This window comes from Geobacillus thermopakistaniensis, assembly GCF_000498995.1.
GTDB lineage: Bacteria > Bacillota > Bacilli > Bacillales > Anoxybacillaceae > Geobacillus > Geobacillus thermoleovorans.
Genome location: NZ_AYSF01000082.1, coordinates 1 through 16,112, shown reverse-complemented (window position 1 = coordinate 16,112; position 16,112 = coordinate 1). Strand labels below are relative to the sequence as shown.

Here is a 16,112-nt window from a genome sequence, read left to right as displayed (position 1 = left end):
TGCTCATTTTGCAAAAATGCGCCGAAAAGAGACGCTTTCCACCGGCGGCGACCGCGGTTGGCTGCTTGTGGCCGTGGATGGATTTCCGTTCGCCTGGGGGAAAGAAGTGAAAGGAACGGTGAAAAACTTTTATCCAAAAGGGCTCCGTCTCATCTGAAGCATCGGAAAAGCGGGTGACAAAGAAGCTCCTAACCGCAAAAAAGACTGTCCTGCACACGCGGACAGTCTTTTTTACTGGTGCTGCTTCGTCGGAATTGTTAAGGTAAACACGATCTCATCGGCGGCCAAATCGATTTTTTTTGCCGCCACCTGATAACCGTTGCCAAAGCGAATGTCCGTGAGCGCGACGTAGACGCGGGTGTGCTCCGGGTCAATCGCCACTTCATCCGGCAGCGGGGCGTGCTTTTGTAAGTAGCGAAGCACATACGTCACTGGCAGCTTCCAGTCGCCGAGCGAAATCGTCGGCTCCGTGAGCTCGACATTCCCTCCTTTGATTACTTTGGGCACAAACGAGACGACAAGTTCGACCGAGCGGCCTAAAATGGGGATTTCGCTTGAAACATAGACGCGATCGGCGAGCCAAACGCGGTATTGCAGCGGATGGCCTTTCGTTTTTTCTGCCAAATAGTCGNAGATGAACATTTAAAACAAGGCCGAAAAATTACTTTGGGCACAAACGAGACGACAAGTTCGACCGAGCGGCCTAAAATGGGGATTTCGCTTGAAACATAGACGCGATCGGCGAGCCAAACGCGGTATTGCAGCGGATGGCCTTTCGTTTTTTCTGCCAAATAGTCGTTCATGATGGCGTTCAAATGCGCTTTCTTCGAGTAAACAGTAAATGAGGCTCCTTCGACATCCGGGTGCGCCGGCCGTTTCACCGGCGGAGACGGCTTAAGCAGCCAGGCGGCGGCTAAAACAATGACCGCCGCGTTGACAGTCGCCAACATCCAAAACGCTCGTTTCCAATTCATTGCAGCAATCTCCCTATCCACCATTCTTTTCGTTCCTTTAACGCTTCATACACCCGTATGGCCATCTGTTCGTATCCTGCGGCATTCGGATGAAACTCATCGCGGTAGAGCAAATCATCGCGGTCAGCAAAAATGTCTTGGATATCGACAAAAATCGTTCGCTCATACCGTGAAAGCACTGCCAGGCTGGCGCTGTTCCACTCAGCGATGACATCATCGATTTCCGGAATGTTCGGCAACGTGCTCGAAAACGGGTTGTATAAGCCGACGAGCACAACGACGGCATCGGGGTTCACCGTGCGCAATGATAGAATGAGATGGTCCAATCGAGAGGCAAATGCCTTTGCCTCTTTCACAAACCGTTCGTGCGACAAATCAAAAAAATGTGAACGGACGACATTCATCACATCATTGCCGCCGATCGTGACAAGGACGAGATCCGCTTGGCTGATTTCCCTTTCATGCGCCTTGATGACTGGCTTGAGCTCCACAATGCGCCGGCCGCGTTTTCCTAAATTCGTCACGGTGACCGTCCGCACTCCGTCTTCTGCCGAAAGGAGCGGGACAAGGCGGCCAACATAGCCCCCTTTCCCTTCGCCATCCCCGACTCCTTCCGTCAACGAATCGCCCAAAGCGACCAAATGTATATCTTTCGGAAGCGGCTTTGCTTCCGTCTGCTTGACGGCGGCTTCATGCGGGCGCTCCGGCTTTCCGCCCGCCGAAAGCGACACACATCCGGCGAGCAGCCAGCAGCACAACAACCATCCCCACCGTCTCATTGTTTGACACCTGCCTTTTGCCGCAACAAGGGGAAAGACGAAAAGAAGGCAAAAAGGCGGTAGCCGTTTTTGCCTCATTGCGACGACTGCACGATTTTGATATGCTCTAAAATCGTTTCGTACGGCACATCTTGCACGCCGCTGTACGTCTGAACCACTTTTCCGTCCGGCCCGACCAAATAAAAGCTGGTGCCATGCACGACTTGATCGTCATTGGCCGGCTTTTGCACGATCGTTTTAAAGCTTTTTTGCGCCAGCTCGCTAATTTCAGACGGGCTGTATCCGGTAAGCAAATGCCAGTTTGATAGGTCGTCTGTAAATTGTTTCGCATACGCCGCCAGTTTTTCGGGCGTATCGACTTCCGGATCAACGCTGAAGGAGACAAACTCGACATCCAGTCCTTCTTTCTTTGCCATTTGTTTTAATTTCGCCATATGGGCCGTCATCGGCGGACAAACGGTCTCGCAGTTTGTAAAAATAAAATCGGCGACCCACACTTTTCCTTTTAAGTCGCGAAGCCCAAACGGCTTGCCCGTCTGATCGACAAACGTAAAGTCCTCAACCGGCCAGTTTTTGGCGTCCGGAATCGTTTTTCCGCACGCCGCCAGCAAAAGAACAACGAGAAAAAGCGCGATTCGTTTCCACATCGATGGATCCTTCCTTTTCGACAAAAATATGTTGATGCCGCACAACAACGGCGTTTATTCATCAAGCGCCGCTTCCTCCGTGTAGTACATGAGCGCCAACGCCCCAGGATCGGTGTGAATGGAAATGACCGTCGTTGTTTCAACGATGTCAATCGGTGAATAGCCGATGATGTCTGTCACCGCTTCCTTGAGCCGCTCCGCCCACCGAGGAGCATCGGCATGGTCGATGGCGATTTTCTCTACCCGTTTGGCCCCTTGTTCCTCGACAAGACGGCCCGCCAAATGGGACACCGCTTGCGAAAAGCTGCGAACCTGGGCAACCGGCGTATACAGCCCGTCAACCAGAGCGGCGATCGGCTTATGTCAAATGAAGCGGAACGACTTCAACGCCGTGCTCGGCAAGCACCGAAAACGGCACATCGACCGTTGAGTCGGTTACAATTTTGATTGGTTTCATTCGCTCACTCCTAATACTGATGATCTCGTTTCCATTATATAATGAAACCGGCAAAAATCCTACCTAAAAACGTCCATGAGCAAGCTTGGCTCATCCCCAAGCAGGAACATCGCCCATTATGAACGATACCGGCAGAAAAAAAGTTGTTTTGCCGCCAAGGGCAAAACAACAACAGTCATGCATTATGCTTTAACGCCGTTTCTTTAAAGATCTGTTCATATACCGGCCATTTCAGCACTTTCTTCAAATGTTCGCGGAACGAGTAAACGGAACGGTTTGTTCTCGACCGATACACTTTTGCAATAAACGCCTCCAAGCGCAGTTGGACCATGAATCGGTACGTATTCTCTTCCTCCAATACTGGAATTTCGATAATCTTGACCTTCTGCCCATACGCGTTTTGAAACTCGAGGCTTTTGAATAGCAAAATATCAATCCTCTTTTTCACCGATTTACTTTTATTATACACCAATCCGGTGAAAAAGTATGTCGGAATGCGGCGAATTTGTTCCGACTTTTTTCGTCTTTTTTCGTTAGATCAATAAATGGAACAAGTTCGGGTCTTTGTTCACTTCTTGGAACGGGAAGCCTTTTTTCTTCATCCGCTCGATGAGCGGCGCGTAGTCTTCGCGCCGTTTCAGTTCGATGCCCACAAGCGCCGGTCCGCTTTCTTTGTTGTTTTTCTTCGTGTATTCAAACCGGGTGATGTCATCGGTCGGCCCAAGCACTTCATCCAAAAACTCACGCAACGCCCCAGCCCGCTGCGGGAAGTTGACGATGAAATAGTGCTGCAGTCCTTCGTAAATCATCGAACGCTCTTTGATTTCCTGCATCCGGTCGATGTCGTTGTTGCCGCCGCTTATGACGCAGACGACTGTTTTGCCTCGGATTTGTTCCTTGTAAAAATCAAGCGCGGCGATCGGCAGCGCCCCTGCCGGTTCAGCGACAATGGCGTTTTCGTTGTACAGCTCCAAAATCGTCGTGCATACTTTTCCTTCCGGAACGACGACGATGTCATCAAGCACCCCGCGGCATAAGGCGAATGTCTTTTCCCCGACCGTCTTGACGGCAGCGCCGTCAACGAACTTGTCGATTTCATCGAGCGTCACCACATGTCCGCGCTCGAGCGCCGCTTTCATCGATGGGGCGCCAGCCGGCTCGACCCCGATGACTTTGGTGGACGGAGAAATGCTTTTCACATACGTCCCTAGTCCGGCCATCAATCCCCCGCCGCCGATGCTGGCGAACAAAAAGTCGATCGGTTCATCACAGTCGTTTAACACCTCGACGCCAATCGTCCCCTGTCCGGCAATGACGTATTCATCATCAAACGGATGGATGAACGTCCGCCCTTCCGCCTCGGCGCACTTCACCGCTTCGTTGTATGAATCGTCAAACGTGTCGCCGACAAGCACGATCTCGACCATGTCTTTGCCAAACAGCTGCACTTGCGACACTTTTTGCCGAGGCGTCGTCGCCGGCATATAAATTTTCCCGTGCACGCCAAGCGCCCGGCATGAATAGGCCACCCCTTGGGCATGGTTGCCGGCGCTGGCGCATACCACCCCGTTTCTCCGCTCCTCATCGGTTAAATGCTTCATCCGGTTGTACGCCCCGCGCAACTTAAACGAACGCACGACTTGCAAATCCTCGCGCTTTAAGTAGACATTGCACTCGTAGCGCTCGGATAACAGCGGATTTTTTTGCAGCGGCGTATGGAAAACAACATCCTTCAGCGTATGATACGCGATCAAAATGTCCTCGACGTATACCGCCCCTTGCTTCCGTTTCAGCTGTTGTTCCATGCTCTCGTTCCCTTTCTTTTCTAAGTTGTCTTTGATTTGTAGATTATATCACAAATCCGCAAAAAGAAAAGGGAATTTTCGAAAAGTTTTTGAGTGAAGATGGGCTGGCTCGCGATCATCGCGATTATCCCGCTTTACCGGACGCTTCCGCCGACCGGATTCACGCTTTTGGACTGACGCCATCCGATGAGCGCCGTCCTTCCTGCTCGAAACCTCTCTCTAGCCGTCCTGCCAGACGGCAACGCGGCGAATTGTGCAGCATATGTACAGCGAACTACTTCTTCATGCGCAAGCGGACAGAAAAAACGACCGGCGCTATGCCCGGTCGTCCTCTTTTTTGAACTCTTCTTCCTCGGCAAATTCCGTCGCCCATCTTCCTTCATCATACCAGCGGTGCGCTTCTTCCCGTCTTGCTTCTTCGTGCACATGGTTTTCCATATACAAATGGAAAAACGCTTCAACCGCCCCGATCGCCAAGGCGCTGAAAAACGCGCCGTATGCCATGTTGACGGACGGGGCAATGAGGGCAAAGCTGACCGGCCAAATAAGCAAAAAGGAAAGCGGCACGTCAAGGGCGGCAGCGACAAAATGGCCGACGCGCGGCAACACGAACAGATCGCCGATCATATAAGAAACAAGCGCCGTCACGATCGTCATGAGTGAAATCAAGGAAAGCGGGGCATCGAAGATCGTAAACATCGAAAACAAGACGACGCTCCAAGCAGCGAGCTTGACGACAAACGGAACGATATGTTTCATCGTCTTCCTCCATTTCCATTGTGGTTCTATTGATTATCGTTCCTTTTTCGCCCCGCTTCTATGCAGAAACACGTTTTCAAAATGTTCCGATCTCAAACAAAAAGACGCCCCGTTTTTGGGGGCGTCTCGCAAACGTTTCGTACGCCAACGACAAACGCATATCCATGCCCGTGTCCCATCTATTTCGCCTTTTTCCGCTCATAAATGATAAAGGCGTGTTCATACGGATTCTTTTCATCTTTCCCTCCTGGCGTATAGGAAACGATTTCCCATTCATCGTCAGAAATGGGCGGATAAAACGTATCGCCGGGGAAGGAAGCAAAAATTTTTGTCACATACAGCCGGTCGACAATCGGCATCGTCGCCCGAAACAGTTCGGCCCCGCCGATGATAAACACTTCATCAGCGCGCGATGCGATCCATTGCTTGACTTCCTCGAGCGAATGAAGCACAAGGCAGCCTTCCGGACGAAACGAGCGGTTGCGCGTGACAACGACGTTATCGCGGCCGGGAAGCGGCCGGCCGATCGCTTCAAACGTCTTGCGCCCCATCACGATGGCATGGCCCATTGTCACCCGTTTAAAATACGCCAAATCGGCCGGCAAATGCCAAGGCAAGCGGTTGTCTTTGCCGATCACCCGGTTTTCATCCATTGCCACAATGTGCGAAATCATCGCGTCCTCTCCTTTACACAGCCACCGGTGCTTTAATCGTCGGATGCGGGTTGTAGCCGACAATTTCAAAATCGTCGTATTCGTAATCGAAAATGGACGGCGGCTTCCGTTTGATCACGAGCTTCGGCAGCGGGCGCGGCTCGCGCGTCAGCTGCAGTTTCGCCTGTTCGAGATGATTTTTGTACAAATGGACATCACCGCCGGTGAAAATGAGTTCGCCGACATCGAGATCGCATTGCTGGGCGATCATATGCGTCAACAGCGCGTAGCTGGCAATGTTAAACGGCAGCCCTAAAAACGTATCAACGGAGCGCTGCTGCCACATGCACGACAACCGACCGTTCGCGACATAAAACTGAAAGGCATAATGGCACGGCGGCAGCTTCATCTCGTCTAATTCCGCTACGTTCCAAGCGCTCACAAGCAACCGGCGTGAATTCGGATTTCGTTTGATCTCCTCGACGACCCACGCGATCTGGTCGATTGTTTTCCCGTCCGCCCCTTTCCATGAGCGCCATTGCGCGCCGTAAATCGGGCCGAGATCGCCGTTTTCGTCCGCCCACTCGTCCCAAATCGTCACGCCATTCTCCTGCAAATAGCGGACGTTCGTATCGCCTTTTAAAAACCAAAGCAGTTCATAAATGATGGAGCGGATATGCAATTTTTTCGTTGTCACGAGCGGAAATCCATCTTGCAAGTTGAAGCGGAGCTGGCGGCCGAACACCGACAGCGTGCCGACGCCCGTGCGGTCTTCTTTTTCGACGCCGTTTTCCAAAATATCCTCCAAAAGCTGCAAATATTGCCGCAATGTTCTCACCTCACGCTCTATCATACCATAAAGCAACGCATGGTGAACCACTTGTCCATAAAAAAACGAGCCTTTTACGAGGCCCGTTCCGCCAATCCGCGGATCAACGCATATGTTCTCGGCGCTGCCGCCCGCAACGTTTGCCGCGTCTTGTCGCTTGCATAATAATAGGCAAACGACTCGGCAAAATACTCTTCCGGATAAGTCAAAAAATAATATTCGCCAGGAAAGAGCCGCGGCGCCTCCTCCCGCCAAATCGCTTGAAATTCGTCCGTTTCATGAATGCGGTCAAATACGATGTAATCGAGCGAATGAGCAAACTCATGCAGCTCCAAATTGACCGAGCCATGCCCTTTTCCTTTTTCGCTATGGCCGAGGCGGACAAGCACTAAATGCGACCCACCGATGCCCGGCACGTCATCCCATGTTTTCGAACCCGGCATATAACCGCGCGGCGTTTTTCCGCGCAAATGGCGGGCCGTCGGCTCATCGGTGATCGGGCCGGTCAACAGTTGGATGTAAATATGGTGGTCCGCCGCCTGCTCTAAAATCGTGCGATCAATGCGGGCGAGCGTCCGGATCATTTCATTCGCTTCAGAGGCGGAAAACTCCGTCTCCGGCACGATGATGATGCGGCCAAGCACATCATGAGACGGAACACCCCTAAGACCAAGGCTGCTTTCTTCAAGCAGCACGCCATGGGCAGCCGGATACGGTGAGAACGATAGAAGCGGAACGGCGAACAGCGCCGCCAACAAACTAGTGAACAGCCGTTTCATCGTGGTTCCCCCGCTTCTTTCAATCTATGANTCAATGCGGGCGAGCGTCCGGATCATTTCATTCGCTTCAGAGGCGGAAAACTCCGTCTCCGGCACGATGATGATGCGGCCAAGCACATCATGAGACGGAACACCCCTAAGACCAAGGCTGCTTTCTTCAAGCAGCACGCCATGGGCAGCCGGATACGGTGAGAACGATAGAAGCGGAACGGCGAACAGCGCCGCCAACAAACTAGTGAACAGCCGTTTCATCGTGGTTCCCCCGCTTCTTTCAATCTATGAAAATCATATCATAGAACGAAGAGGGAAAAAACGCGCAAAATAAGGAAAGAACCGCGGCCTGCTACGTCCGCCAGTTCGGCGGCGTATTTTTTGACCAGTAGATTTTCCCGAGTTCATGATGGGCTTGAAACCCATCATCGCATGTATGATAGTGAAACTGAAACCAATATCCGTCTTGCGGCGGATGCTCGCGGCGGACGTGAAAGCGGATCAAATCCTCTCCCGTATCCGCCCGATACAAATGAAAAATGCGTTCTCCTTGCCCGCCAGACGGATTTTCCGAAACAGCCAAATAGCGGAGCTCCTCTTCCGGATAACGATCGGCAAGCTCGGCGATCACTTCTTCCATGCGCGGCAAAATGACGGCGCGAAACTCATCTTCAATGACCGGAGCGATTTTGCGGCCGAATTTTTCATGGGACTGGGCAACGGCCTTTTCCATCGTCCGCTCAATGAATTGAGCTCGCGTCAACGAAACCGCTTCCTCGGCACGACTTGTTGGACTGTGCTGCCAGTCGGAAGACGATGCATCATCTGACGGCGGATCTTTGGCCGCGAGCAGCGAAGCGGGCGGTGTGACGAGTCCAAACGTGCAGACGGTAATGGCGGCAACAAGCGTTTTTCGAAGCCAAGACGGCAGCTTCATCGCCTTCACCTCCCGCTACCGCCGATCAGCGGCCGGAGACGCGAACAAGCCGGTCGCTTTTAATTTTGCGACCGCCCGGCGCAACACTTCTTCCGGCTGGACAAGGGCGATGCGCACATACCCTTCGCCGCTCGGCCCAAACGCGTGCCCAGGCGTCACAACGACGCCGGCTTGGTCGATGAGCGCCTTCGCAAACGAAAGCGACGTCCATCCGTCCGGAATTTTCGCCCACACGAACATGCCGGCTTGCGGACGGTCAACCGTCCAACCGATGTCAGCGAGTCCATCCACGAGCACATCGCGGCGCGCTTGATACATCATGCGGCTCTGGGCGCAAAAGCCGGCGCCATGGCGGAGCACTTCCGCGGCCGCTTTTTGCAGCGGCCAAAAAATGCCGTAATCCAAATTGGACTTAAACTCGGCAAACGCACGAATCACCTCGGCATTTCCGCATAAGTAGCCGACCCGGCAGCCGGCCATGTTGTAGCTTTTTGACAACGAATTGATCTCCACGCCAACGTCCTTTGCGCCTGGAACAGAAAGAAAACTCACCGGTTTGTTTCCGTCATAATACAGCTCGCCGTAAGCAAAATCGGAAACAACGAGGATATCGTACCGCTTCGCAAACTCAACCACTTCGCGATAAAATGATTCTGTCGCTACGGCGGGCACCGGATTCCCTGGAAAGTTAAGAAACATGATCGCCGCCCGTTTGGCGATGTCCTCCGGGATCGCACGCAAATCCGGCAAAAAGCTGTTTTCCTCCCTCAGCGGCAGAAAATACGGCATCGCTTCCGCCATCGCCACCCCCGCCGCATACGCCGGGTACCCGGGATCCGGCAATAGAATGACATCCCCCGGGTCAGCGAACACCATCGGCAAATGAACGAGCCCGTCTTGTGACCCGATCACGTACGTCACTTCCGTCTCTGGATCGAGCACAACGCCATGCGCCGTCCGATAATAATCGGCGACCGCTTCATGAAACTCGCGAATGCCCTTTAATGTGTAGCCGTACGCATTCGGCTCGTTGGCGTAGCGGGCGATCGCCTCACGCACAAACGGCGCCGGGGGCAAATCCGGGCTGCCAACGCTCAAGTCGATCCACTCGTCATGAAGGTGGCGCTGCTTTTGACGATACGCCGTCAACTCGGCGAAAATCGATGCCGAAAACGCGTTCATTCGTTTCGCTTTTTTCATTTCGTCTTCCTCTCCCTTGACAAGACAAAAACTCCATTTTCTTTTTGCTTTTGGTTGGTATATACTTTTATCATAGTTCCGAAAGAAGACACCCGCTTCAACCGCGTGAAGGTTGCAGCCCAGCGATCAGCGACAAATGGATGTCGGTTGGCGTCAGCCAAAACACATGATAAAATCAAGGTATATCATGTTCTTTGTGAACTGGATATAGGGGGTTGCATGGAGAATATCCAATGCGAAAACCAAGCAAAGCCTTCCATGCGTAAAATATCCAAGGCGCGAAAGAACTCCGAATCGTCGGATGCCTAGGGTTGGGACGACCCGAAGTCACGCTCAGGGAGACGAAAGAATGCTTTCGTCGTGGAACTGAGAAGCTCCCACTTCAAGCAAAGCGAAGTGGGGGTAGTTCACATGAATAGTGTATCATAGATTCTCAGCGAAAATATAGACAGAAAGGCGGGAAAAATGAAACATGAACACGATCTTTTTTGCGGCCAGCCTCATTACATTGCTTTACTTTATTTATAGTTGTATCGCCAACGCCTAAACGCTCTTGGCGATCCATCCAGCTCCCTTGGCATTCTGTTGGATGCGAAGGGAGTTTGCGCATGAAAACGACAAAAGGAGCCCCGCATCGGGAGCTCCTTTTTAATCGATTTTTGTTTTTTTGCGGGCAGAGTCAAGCTCGAACGCGCCTGTCTCCGTCTCCGTCGTGCCTTGCCCTCGAACATCTGGGGCGCTGACGCCCGTTTTCGAACGATCTTTTTTCCGCTTCGGCACGCCCGATCACCTCCGCCCTTATCGTTCCCGCCAACGCGCCGTTGTATGCGGAACGAAAGCGAATCAACGCAAGCGGTTCGCTCCTCGCTCGCACCGCATCAGCCGCAATATTTGTCAAACGCAGCCAAAATATTTTCCATCACGTCCTCCATCGAGTGAAACTCGATGTCTTCGCGCGGAATGAAGTGAACGACTTCTTTCCCCTTTAAGAGCGCCATCGACGGCGAAGACGGCGGATAACCGACAAAGTACTCGCGCATTTTCGCTGTCGCTTCCTTATCCTGGCCAGCGAACACCGTCACCAAATGGTCCGGCTTTTTCTCGCTCCGCAACACCGCCTGCGTCGCCGCGGGGCGCGCCAATCCAGCGGCGCAGCCGCACACTGAGTTGACAAAAACAAACGTCGTTCCTTCCACTTGTTTCATAAACTGCTCGACTTCTTCGCTTGTGCGCAATTCGCGGAAACCGGCGCGGACAAGTTCATCGCGCATCGGCTGCACGAGTTGGCGCATATAGTCTTCGTAAGCCATTGACATTGCCCTCATCCCTCCACATTCATCATCGCTGCGCTATCAGCATACTATATTTTCGTTTGAAAAATCAATGAAGAGAACCGTCCACGGCCGCATGTCTCTAAACGGCATCATTCAGAACAAACGGGGCTAAACGCACCCGTTTGGCCGCCATCAAACGAGCGATTTCGTTTCGCTTTCTATCAACCGCCGCGGCCATTGTCAGCGACCAAACATATACTATGCCATCGATGGCCATGAAAGGAGCGTGCACATGGGATACATTGAAGAACTGCGAAAAATCATTGGAACCCGGCCGATCATCTTGGCGGGAGCCGGGGTCGCTGTCACCGATGAATGCGGGCGGATTTTATTGCAGAAACGCCGCGACGGCTTATGGGGACTGCCCGGCGGTTTGTTGGAGTTGGGGGAGTCCGCAGAAGAAGCAGCCCGGCGGGAAGTGTGGGAAGAAACAGGGCTGGAAATCGGCAAACTGGAACTAGTCGATGTGTTTTCTGGAAAAAAATATTTTGTTCGGCTGCCTAATGGAGATCAATATTACCCAGTCACTGTTGTTTATCTCACCCGTGATATCCGCGGTGGAGAACTGAAAGAAGACGGGGAAGAATCGCTGGAAGTGAAATTCTTCCCTTTTCATGAATTGCCAAACGAACTCTCTCCTCTTGTTAAAGATTTTATCGAACAATATTTCAGGGGATGACGAGCCAAGCCTTGGAGCTCTCTCCAAGGCTTCACCATTGTTGAAAACACTCTTTTCTAAGAACCAAATCCGCAGCTGGAGGGGCAAAAAAATTTAGAAGCCCATTTTAATGGTAATAAATTGAAGAATAATCGGCGCACCTTTTGGCGGCGGCTCGGCTGTTTTCAACGTCAGTTTCCCCTTTTCCACCTCATACAGTTTTTCCGGTTGCAGCACCCCATTAATAAACAAGTTGATCCATGATACATGTTTCGGATCTAAAATACCGCGGTCGCCGTACTCTCTCAGTTCATCGCCGTCTGTATAGACGGTTTTCACTCCGTCTGATATGGTGTTATACTGGTACGTTTCCGCCTGCAAGACACGCGGAGGGAAGTGGAGCGCCACACGGAGGGGAATGGTCAGTACAGCATGGGTCCAATCGTATACTTTGGAAGCAGCAATCACATGTTTTGCTGTTGAAGATGTCCGTTTCATTCGTTTGCTCACCCAAACACACCATATTGTTTCGTGATCATTTCACTCCGCAAGATATTTTGCATTAGTATATTCACCTCCCATCTTCAAAGTGAATAGCAAACAAAATGGCAGGTTAATGAACGGTAGTAAAAAATCACTATATTCCACTTAATTCCGTCTATTATAACAGGATCATAAAACGACCAAATTCGTTTAAAATGTTTGTTTCATAATTCAAATTCACTGGTAAAACAGGCTGGTATAGCAGGGCAAAAACATCATTTTTCTCCCATTACGGCAATCGCCGAGCCATCCTCTGTAATTAATCCATACAATAAAATGAACCTATGGCACCGGCTGATTGCCAACAGAGTTCCAGATACTAAAAAGAACGGATGATAATTGGCTCAGCTTCGGGGCCACAGCATGTTAAACACAAAATGGAGAAGGGGAGATTGTATGGCTTTGCAATTAATTAAATTGTTTGTCGCCGCTACTACCACGACAGAGGTTGCACCAGACGTCGCAAGATTTTTTTACATCACAACAGCTGAAACAGCAGAAGGAGCAACCTTAACGATCGACGCAGCCAGCTTTTTGCAAGACGACGGCAGCCAAGCGACACAGCTGCCAGCATTGGCAACTAACAATAGCTACTTTAACGTGTACATTAACGGCGTTTTGCAAATGGAAGGGATATCGACGTACACCCCAGGAGCTACCGGCGTCGGGTCACTGTCCATTACCGTCCCGACCGGAAGCGGCTCGATTCCAGCTAACACCCCGGTTGTGCTCGAAATTGTCCAATTCGCTCCAAGCTCCAACACTACTGTGACGACGTAACAGCCGTACTCTTTTCGATCATAAAAACAGGCGCACCGATGGGCGCGCCTGGTTTACTGTTCTGTTTCGTTTTCTTTCTTCCGGCTCTCCGTCATTTGCTTCCACACAGACCCTTTCGCTTCTTCGCCGCCTTCGATCCGTTCAATGGCCATTTTCACTTGCAAGCTCACTTCAAACTCCGGATCGTTTTCCGCCGCTTTCAACGCTGGCAGCGCCGATTCGTCGCCGACTTCGTACAAAAACATGGCCGCGCGCCAACGGACGAGCTTGCTTTCGTCCTTTAGCGCTTCGATCATGGCCGGAATGGCCTCCGGATCGCCGATGTCGGACAAACAGTCGCCGGCGGTGCGGCGGACAGCGACAGCAGGATCTTTTAACGCTTCATACAAATACGGAAGCACCTTTTTGCCGCCGATCATGCCGAGATACGCCGTCGCCAGGCGGCGAATCGCCATTTTTTCATCCTTGAGCGCCTTGGCCAACACCGGGATATCGTCCTCGGTCGGCTCGGCCATCTGTTCGAGCGCGGCATACCGTTTGCGCCAATCCGGGTCATCGAGCATCTCGCTCGTCACTTTGAGGCTTGGACGCTTTTGCACCGTTTTTTCCTGCTCGCCGCGGCGGAACATGTTGACGATCCGCTCCAGCCGCTCGGGCGGATAGGCTGCCGACAGCTCATCGACTATTTCGCGGCCGATTTCCTCAAACGTGCCGTAGCGCACTCCTTTTTCGACCCATTTGCGCTCAAGCACAACATTTCCTGCGTATTTTTGCGCCTCAATGACCGCGTCCATAAACGGTTTCGGCAGCCCGACGCGGTGTTCGCGCTCCCCATCGACAAGCTTCACTTGCATCGGCAGACCGTACAGCATTTGCACGAACACTTTCACTTCGCCGAAATGTTCGTTTCCTTTCGGCTTTGTCTCGGCGCCGTCATCCACTTTCTCGCCGAACACTTCGCGCACTTTCGCCAAAATGTCGCGCCAGTCGTATTTCGGATGGCGTTCAATAGCCAAAAAATCAGCGACATGGTAAATGCCTTTCACTCCGTCAATGCGCATCAATGCTTGAATAAGCGGCGGCGCTTCGCTGATGTTGTCCGGTTTGTAGTTATGGCGCGTGCCGGAAGGCAATTCTTCATCAAGCAATATTTTCATCGTGTTCGGGCTTGGCGTCGGCTCAATCGCTTGAATGCGCAAGCGTTACCCCTCCTTGCCTTACAGCAGCTTTTCAATTTCCTTTCTCAGCTCGCTTGGCTTTGTTTGCGGTGCGAAACGAGCTACAACCTTGCCGTTGCGGTCGACCAAAAACTTCGTGAAATTCCATTTGATCGCCTTTGTTCCCAATGCCCCCGGCGCCTCTTCTTTCAAATATTGAAACAGCGGATGGGCGTGATCGCCATTCACATCCACTTTCGCAAACAGCGGGAACGTCACACCATAATTCAACTGGCAAAATTGCTCGATTTCCTCTTCCGTCCCCGGCTCTTGGCCGCCGAACTGGTTGCACGGAAAGCCGAGCACAACAAACCCGCGATCGCGATATTCGTCATACAGCTCCTGCAGTTCTTTATACTGCGGGGTGAAGCCGCAACGGCTCGCCGTGTTGACAATCAACAGCACGTTGCCTCGATAGACGGAAAGCGGTTGTTCCTCTCCGCGAATGGTTTTGGCGCTGAATTCATATACACTCATGATTTTTCACCTCATCTCCATCATAGCGGATTTCATGGTTTGTTTCTACTTTTTGCATCGTTACTGCCCGGCGAACAGCTGCAATTGTTCAAGTGATGAAACCATATACGGCACCATCTCCGGCAAATCGGCGGCGTTTTCCTCATAAATGAGGCGTGCAAATTCGACCACGGCTTCATTTTCATACGGGCCGCGTTCATGTGGAAATGGAAAGCGGAGCGTTTGCCGGATGATTCGCTCCTCCCCCCAAATCGTCCGCAGCGTTCCTTCAATGAGCGCACAAACGGACGAGCGGCGAACCGGAAGGGTAAACAGAAGAGCGAGCCGACAGCCGGCCCGGCCGTGATAGAGCCGCTCATTGACCAGCTCAGCAAAATCAAGCGAAAGCCGCGCGGTGCAGACGACGAGCGGATCGGGCGCATCATTCAGCCGAAATGAAATGGCGTACTCCCGAAACAAACGGGCCAAATCGACAAGGTCGCGGCGCTCGACCACGGCAATGCGCCCTTGCAAATCCGCGTCATATACCGCTCCTTCCAACACCGTTTTTAAATTGTCAAAGGCTGTCGGATCCAATCGGAATTCCCCCTTTTTGTTCACCAGCTGTTTAAGGTCAAAAAAATCAATTGAAGAATGTTGACAAAGTTTTTATAATTAAGGTATTTAGTAACGAGACAGAAACGGAGGGGACACCATTGCCAATCAACATTCCAAAAGACTTGCCGGCGAAAGAAATACTCGAACAGGAAAACATTTTCGTGATGGACGAAGAACGGGCTTACTCCCAAGACATCCGGCCGCTCAACATCATCATTTTAAACTTGATGCCCGAAAAAGAAAAAGCAGAGACACAGTTGCTGCGGCTGCTTGGCAACTCGCCGCTGCAAGTGAACGTCACCTTTTTGCGCCCGGCGACCCATGAGCCGAAAACGACAAGCAAACATCATTTAGAACAATTTTACACGATTTTCCCGCACATCCGCCATCGCAAGTTCGACGGAATGATCATCACCGGAGCCCCGGTCGAGCAATTGCCGTTCGAAGAAGTTACGTATTGGGATGAGCTGACCGATATCATGGAATGGACGAAAACGAACGTCACGTCAACGTTGCACATTTGTTGGGGAGCACAAGCTGGCTTATACTATCACTACGGCATTCCGAAATACCCATTGCCGGAAAAATGCTTCGGTGTGTTCAACCATACGGTGGAAGCGAAAAACGTGAAACTATTGCGCGGTTTTGACGATGTGTTCCGCATGCCGTTTTCGGCAACGTTTTGATCGAAGTGTT

The 16,112-nt window shown here is 51.9% G+C and carries 22 protein-coding genes and 2 pseudogenes; 4 read left to right on the top strand and 20 right to left on the bottom strand.

The genetic code is table 11. The features are described from left to right. A partial coding sequence (locus T260_RS1000000139120; protein ID WP_442345776.1) for a methyltransferase RsmF C-terminal domain-like protein occupies positions 1–157 on the top strand: 157 nt, incomplete at its 5' end. A gap of 74 nt (positions 158–231) precedes the next feature. On the opposite strand, the pseudogene T260_RS0120915 reads toward T260_RS1000000139120, so the two are convergent. The 16 genes and pseudogenes from T260_RS0120915 to T260_RS124190 all read right to left on the bottom strand — a co-directional run. Then, positions 232–636: pseudogene (locus tag T260_RS0120915) on the bottom strand (YpmS family protein); the annotation flags it as partial. Beyond that, a complete protein-coding gene (locus T260_RS0120910; RefSeq protein WP_268870272.1) occupies positions 537–974 on the bottom strand; it encodes a DUF2140 family protein in 438 nt (145 codons plus the stop codon). The pseudogene T260_RS0120915 and the gene T260_RS0120910, both read right to left, overlap by 100 nt. Next, complete coding sequence (locus T260_RS124135; protein WP_020279612.1) at positions 971–1,753, bottom strand: SGNH/GDSL hydrolase family protein; 783 nt, start codon at positions 1,751–1,753, stop codon at positions 971–973. The genes T260_RS0120910 and T260_RS124135 overlap by 4 nt, the downstream gene beginning before the upstream one ends. A 74-nt stretch (positions 1,754–1,827) precedes the next feature. Continuing rightward, positions 1,828–2,400 (bottom strand): SCO family protein, encoded by a 573-nt coding sequence (locus tag T260_RS124140; protein ID WP_023634462.1) that lies wholly within the window; start codon positions 2,398–2,400, stop codon positions 1,828–1,830. A gap of 54 nt (positions 2,401–2,454) precedes the next feature. After that, positions 2,455–2,733 carry a DegV family protein gene (locus T260_RS01000000138125; RefSeq protein ID WP_231584493.1) on the bottom strand — a complete coding sequence of 93 codons (279 nt, stop codon included), beginning with the start codon at positions 2,731–2,733 and terminating at the stop codon, positions 2,455–2,457. A 25-nt stretch (positions 2,734–2,758) separates the two neighbouring features. Then, on the bottom strand, positions 2,759–2,857 hold the full coding sequence (locus T260_RS1000000139645; protein ID WP_023634460.1) for a DegV family protein: 99 nt from the start codon (positions 2,855–2,857) through the stop codon (positions 2,759–2,761). A 175-nt stretch (positions 2,858–3,032) separates the two neighbouring features. Continuing rightward, positions 3,033–3,284 (bottom strand): YpmP family protein, encoded by a 252-nt coding sequence (locus tag T260_RS124145; protein ID WP_011231264.1) that lies wholly within the window; start codon positions 3,282–3,284, stop codon positions 3,033–3,035. Positions 3,285–3,390: 106 nt separating this feature from the next. Continuing rightward, entirely contained in the window at positions 3,391–4,662 is a 1,272-nt protein-coding gene (ilvA, locus tag T260_RS124150) for a threonine ammonia-lyase IlvA (RefSeq protein WP_011231265.1), read from the bottom strand. A 315-nt stretch (positions 4,663–4,977) separates the two neighbouring features. Beyond that, positions 4,978–5,421 carry a YndM family protein gene (locus T260_RS124155; protein WP_011231266.1) on the bottom strand — a complete coding sequence of 148 codons (444 nt, stop codon included), beginning with the start codon at positions 5,419–5,421 and terminating at the stop codon, positions 4,978–4,980. Positions 5,422–5,600: 179 nt separating this feature from the next. After that, complete coding sequence (locus tag T260_RS124160; protein WP_011231267.1) at positions 5,601–6,095, bottom strand: dihydrofolate reductase; 495 nt, start codon at positions 6,093–6,095, stop codon at positions 5,601–5,603. A 13-nt stretch (positions 6,096–6,108) separates the two neighbouring features. Continuing rightward, entirely contained in the window at positions 6,109–6,903 is a 795-nt protein-coding gene (thyA, locus tag T260_RS124165) for a thymidylate synthase (RefSeq protein ID WP_011231268.1), read from the bottom strand. Positions 6,904–6,977: 74 nt separating this feature from the next. Next, positions 6,978–7,682 carry an anthrax toxin lethal factor-related metalloendopeptidase gene (locus T260_RS124170; RefSeq protein WP_011231269.1) on the bottom strand — a complete coding sequence of 235 codons (705 nt, stop codon included), beginning with the start codon at positions 7,680–7,682 and terminating at the stop codon, positions 6,978–6,980. Positions 7,683–8,025: 343 nt separating this feature from the next. Continuing rightward, the gene (locus T260_RS124180) at positions 8,026–8,604 is read right to left on the bottom strand and encodes a YpjP family protein (protein ID WP_031213148.1); all 579 of its coding nucleotides are present in this window, start codon (positions 8,602–8,604) and stop codon (positions 8,026–8,028) included. Positions 8,605–8,625: 21 nt separating this feature from the next. Next, on the bottom strand, positions 8,626–9,810 hold the full coding sequence (locus tag T260_RS124185; RefSeq protein WP_011231271.1) for an LL-diaminopimelate aminotransferase: 1,185 nt from the start codon (positions 9,808–9,810) through the stop codon (positions 8,626–8,628). 648 nt (positions 9,811–10,458) lie between these two features. Continuing rightward, entirely contained in the window at positions 10,459–10,590 is a 132-nt protein-coding gene (locus T260_RS1000000139115) for a YuzL family protein (protein WP_011231272.1), read from the bottom strand. A gap of 98 nt (positions 10,591–10,688) precedes the next feature. Next, positions 10,689–11,126 (bottom strand): BrxA/BrxB family bacilliredoxin, encoded by a 438-nt coding sequence (locus T260_RS124190; RefSeq protein ID WP_011231273.1) that lies wholly within the window; start codon positions 11,124–11,126, stop codon positions 10,689–10,691. Between the two features lie 250 nt (positions 11,127–11,376). Here T260_RS124190 and T260_RS124195 point away from each other — a divergent pair, with 250 nt between their 5' ends. Beyond that, positions 11,377–11,823, top strand: a complete 447-nt coding sequence (locus T260_RS124195) for an NUDIX hydrolase (RefSeq protein ID WP_011231274.1) — start codon at positions 11,377–11,379, stop codon at positions 11,821–11,823. Positions 11,824–11,916: 93 nt separating this feature from the next. Here T260_RS124195 and T260_RS124200 read toward each other — a convergent pair whose 3' ends face one another. Further along, the gene (locus tag T260_RS124200) at positions 11,917–12,300 is read right to left on the bottom strand and encodes a DUF4183 domain-containing protein (protein ID WP_015374894.1); all 384 of its coding nucleotides are present in this window, start codon (positions 12,298–12,300) and stop codon (positions 11,917–11,919) included. Between the two features lie 441 nt (positions 12,301–12,741). On the opposite strand from T260_RS124200, the gene T260_RS124205 reads away from it, so the two are divergent. Further along, entirely contained in the window at positions 12,742–13,125 is a 384-nt protein-coding gene (locus tag T260_RS124205; protein WP_011231275.1) for a DUF4183 domain-containing protein, read from the top strand. 53 nt (positions 13,126–13,178) lie between these two features. Here T260_RS124205 and T260_RS124210 read toward each other — a convergent pair whose 3' ends face one another. Genes T260_RS124210 through T260_RS124220 form a run of 3 tightly spaced genes read right to left on the bottom strand, consistent with a single transcriptional unit; the run spans position 13,179 to position 15,395 of the window. Beyond that, on the bottom strand, positions 13,179–14,324 hold the full coding sequence (locus T260_RS124210; RefSeq protein ID WP_015374895.1) for a conserved virulence factor C family protein: 1,146 nt from the start codon (positions 14,322–14,324) through the stop codon (positions 13,179–13,181). Positions 14,325–14,342: 18 nt separating this feature from the next. Then, positions 14,343–14,819 carry a glutathione peroxidase gene (locus tag T260_RS124215; RefSeq protein ID WP_014195888.1) on the bottom strand — a complete coding sequence of 159 codons (477 nt, stop codon included), beginning with the start codon at positions 14,817–14,819 and terminating at the stop codon, positions 14,343–14,345. Positions 14,820–14,879: 60 nt separating this feature from the next. Continuing rightward, positions 14,880–15,395, bottom strand: coding sequence for a hypothetical protein (locus tag T260_RS124220; RefSeq protein ID WP_014195889.1), 516 nt, complete (start codon positions 15,393–15,395; stop codon positions 14,880–14,882). 119 nt (positions 15,396–15,514) lie between these two features. On the opposite strand from T260_RS124220, the pseudogene T260_RS124225 reads away from it, so the two are divergent. After that, positions 15,515–16,090: pseudogene (locus T260_RS124225) on the top strand (homoserine O-succinyltransferase); the annotation flags it as partial. Positions 16,091–16,112: the final 22 nt, after the last annotated feature.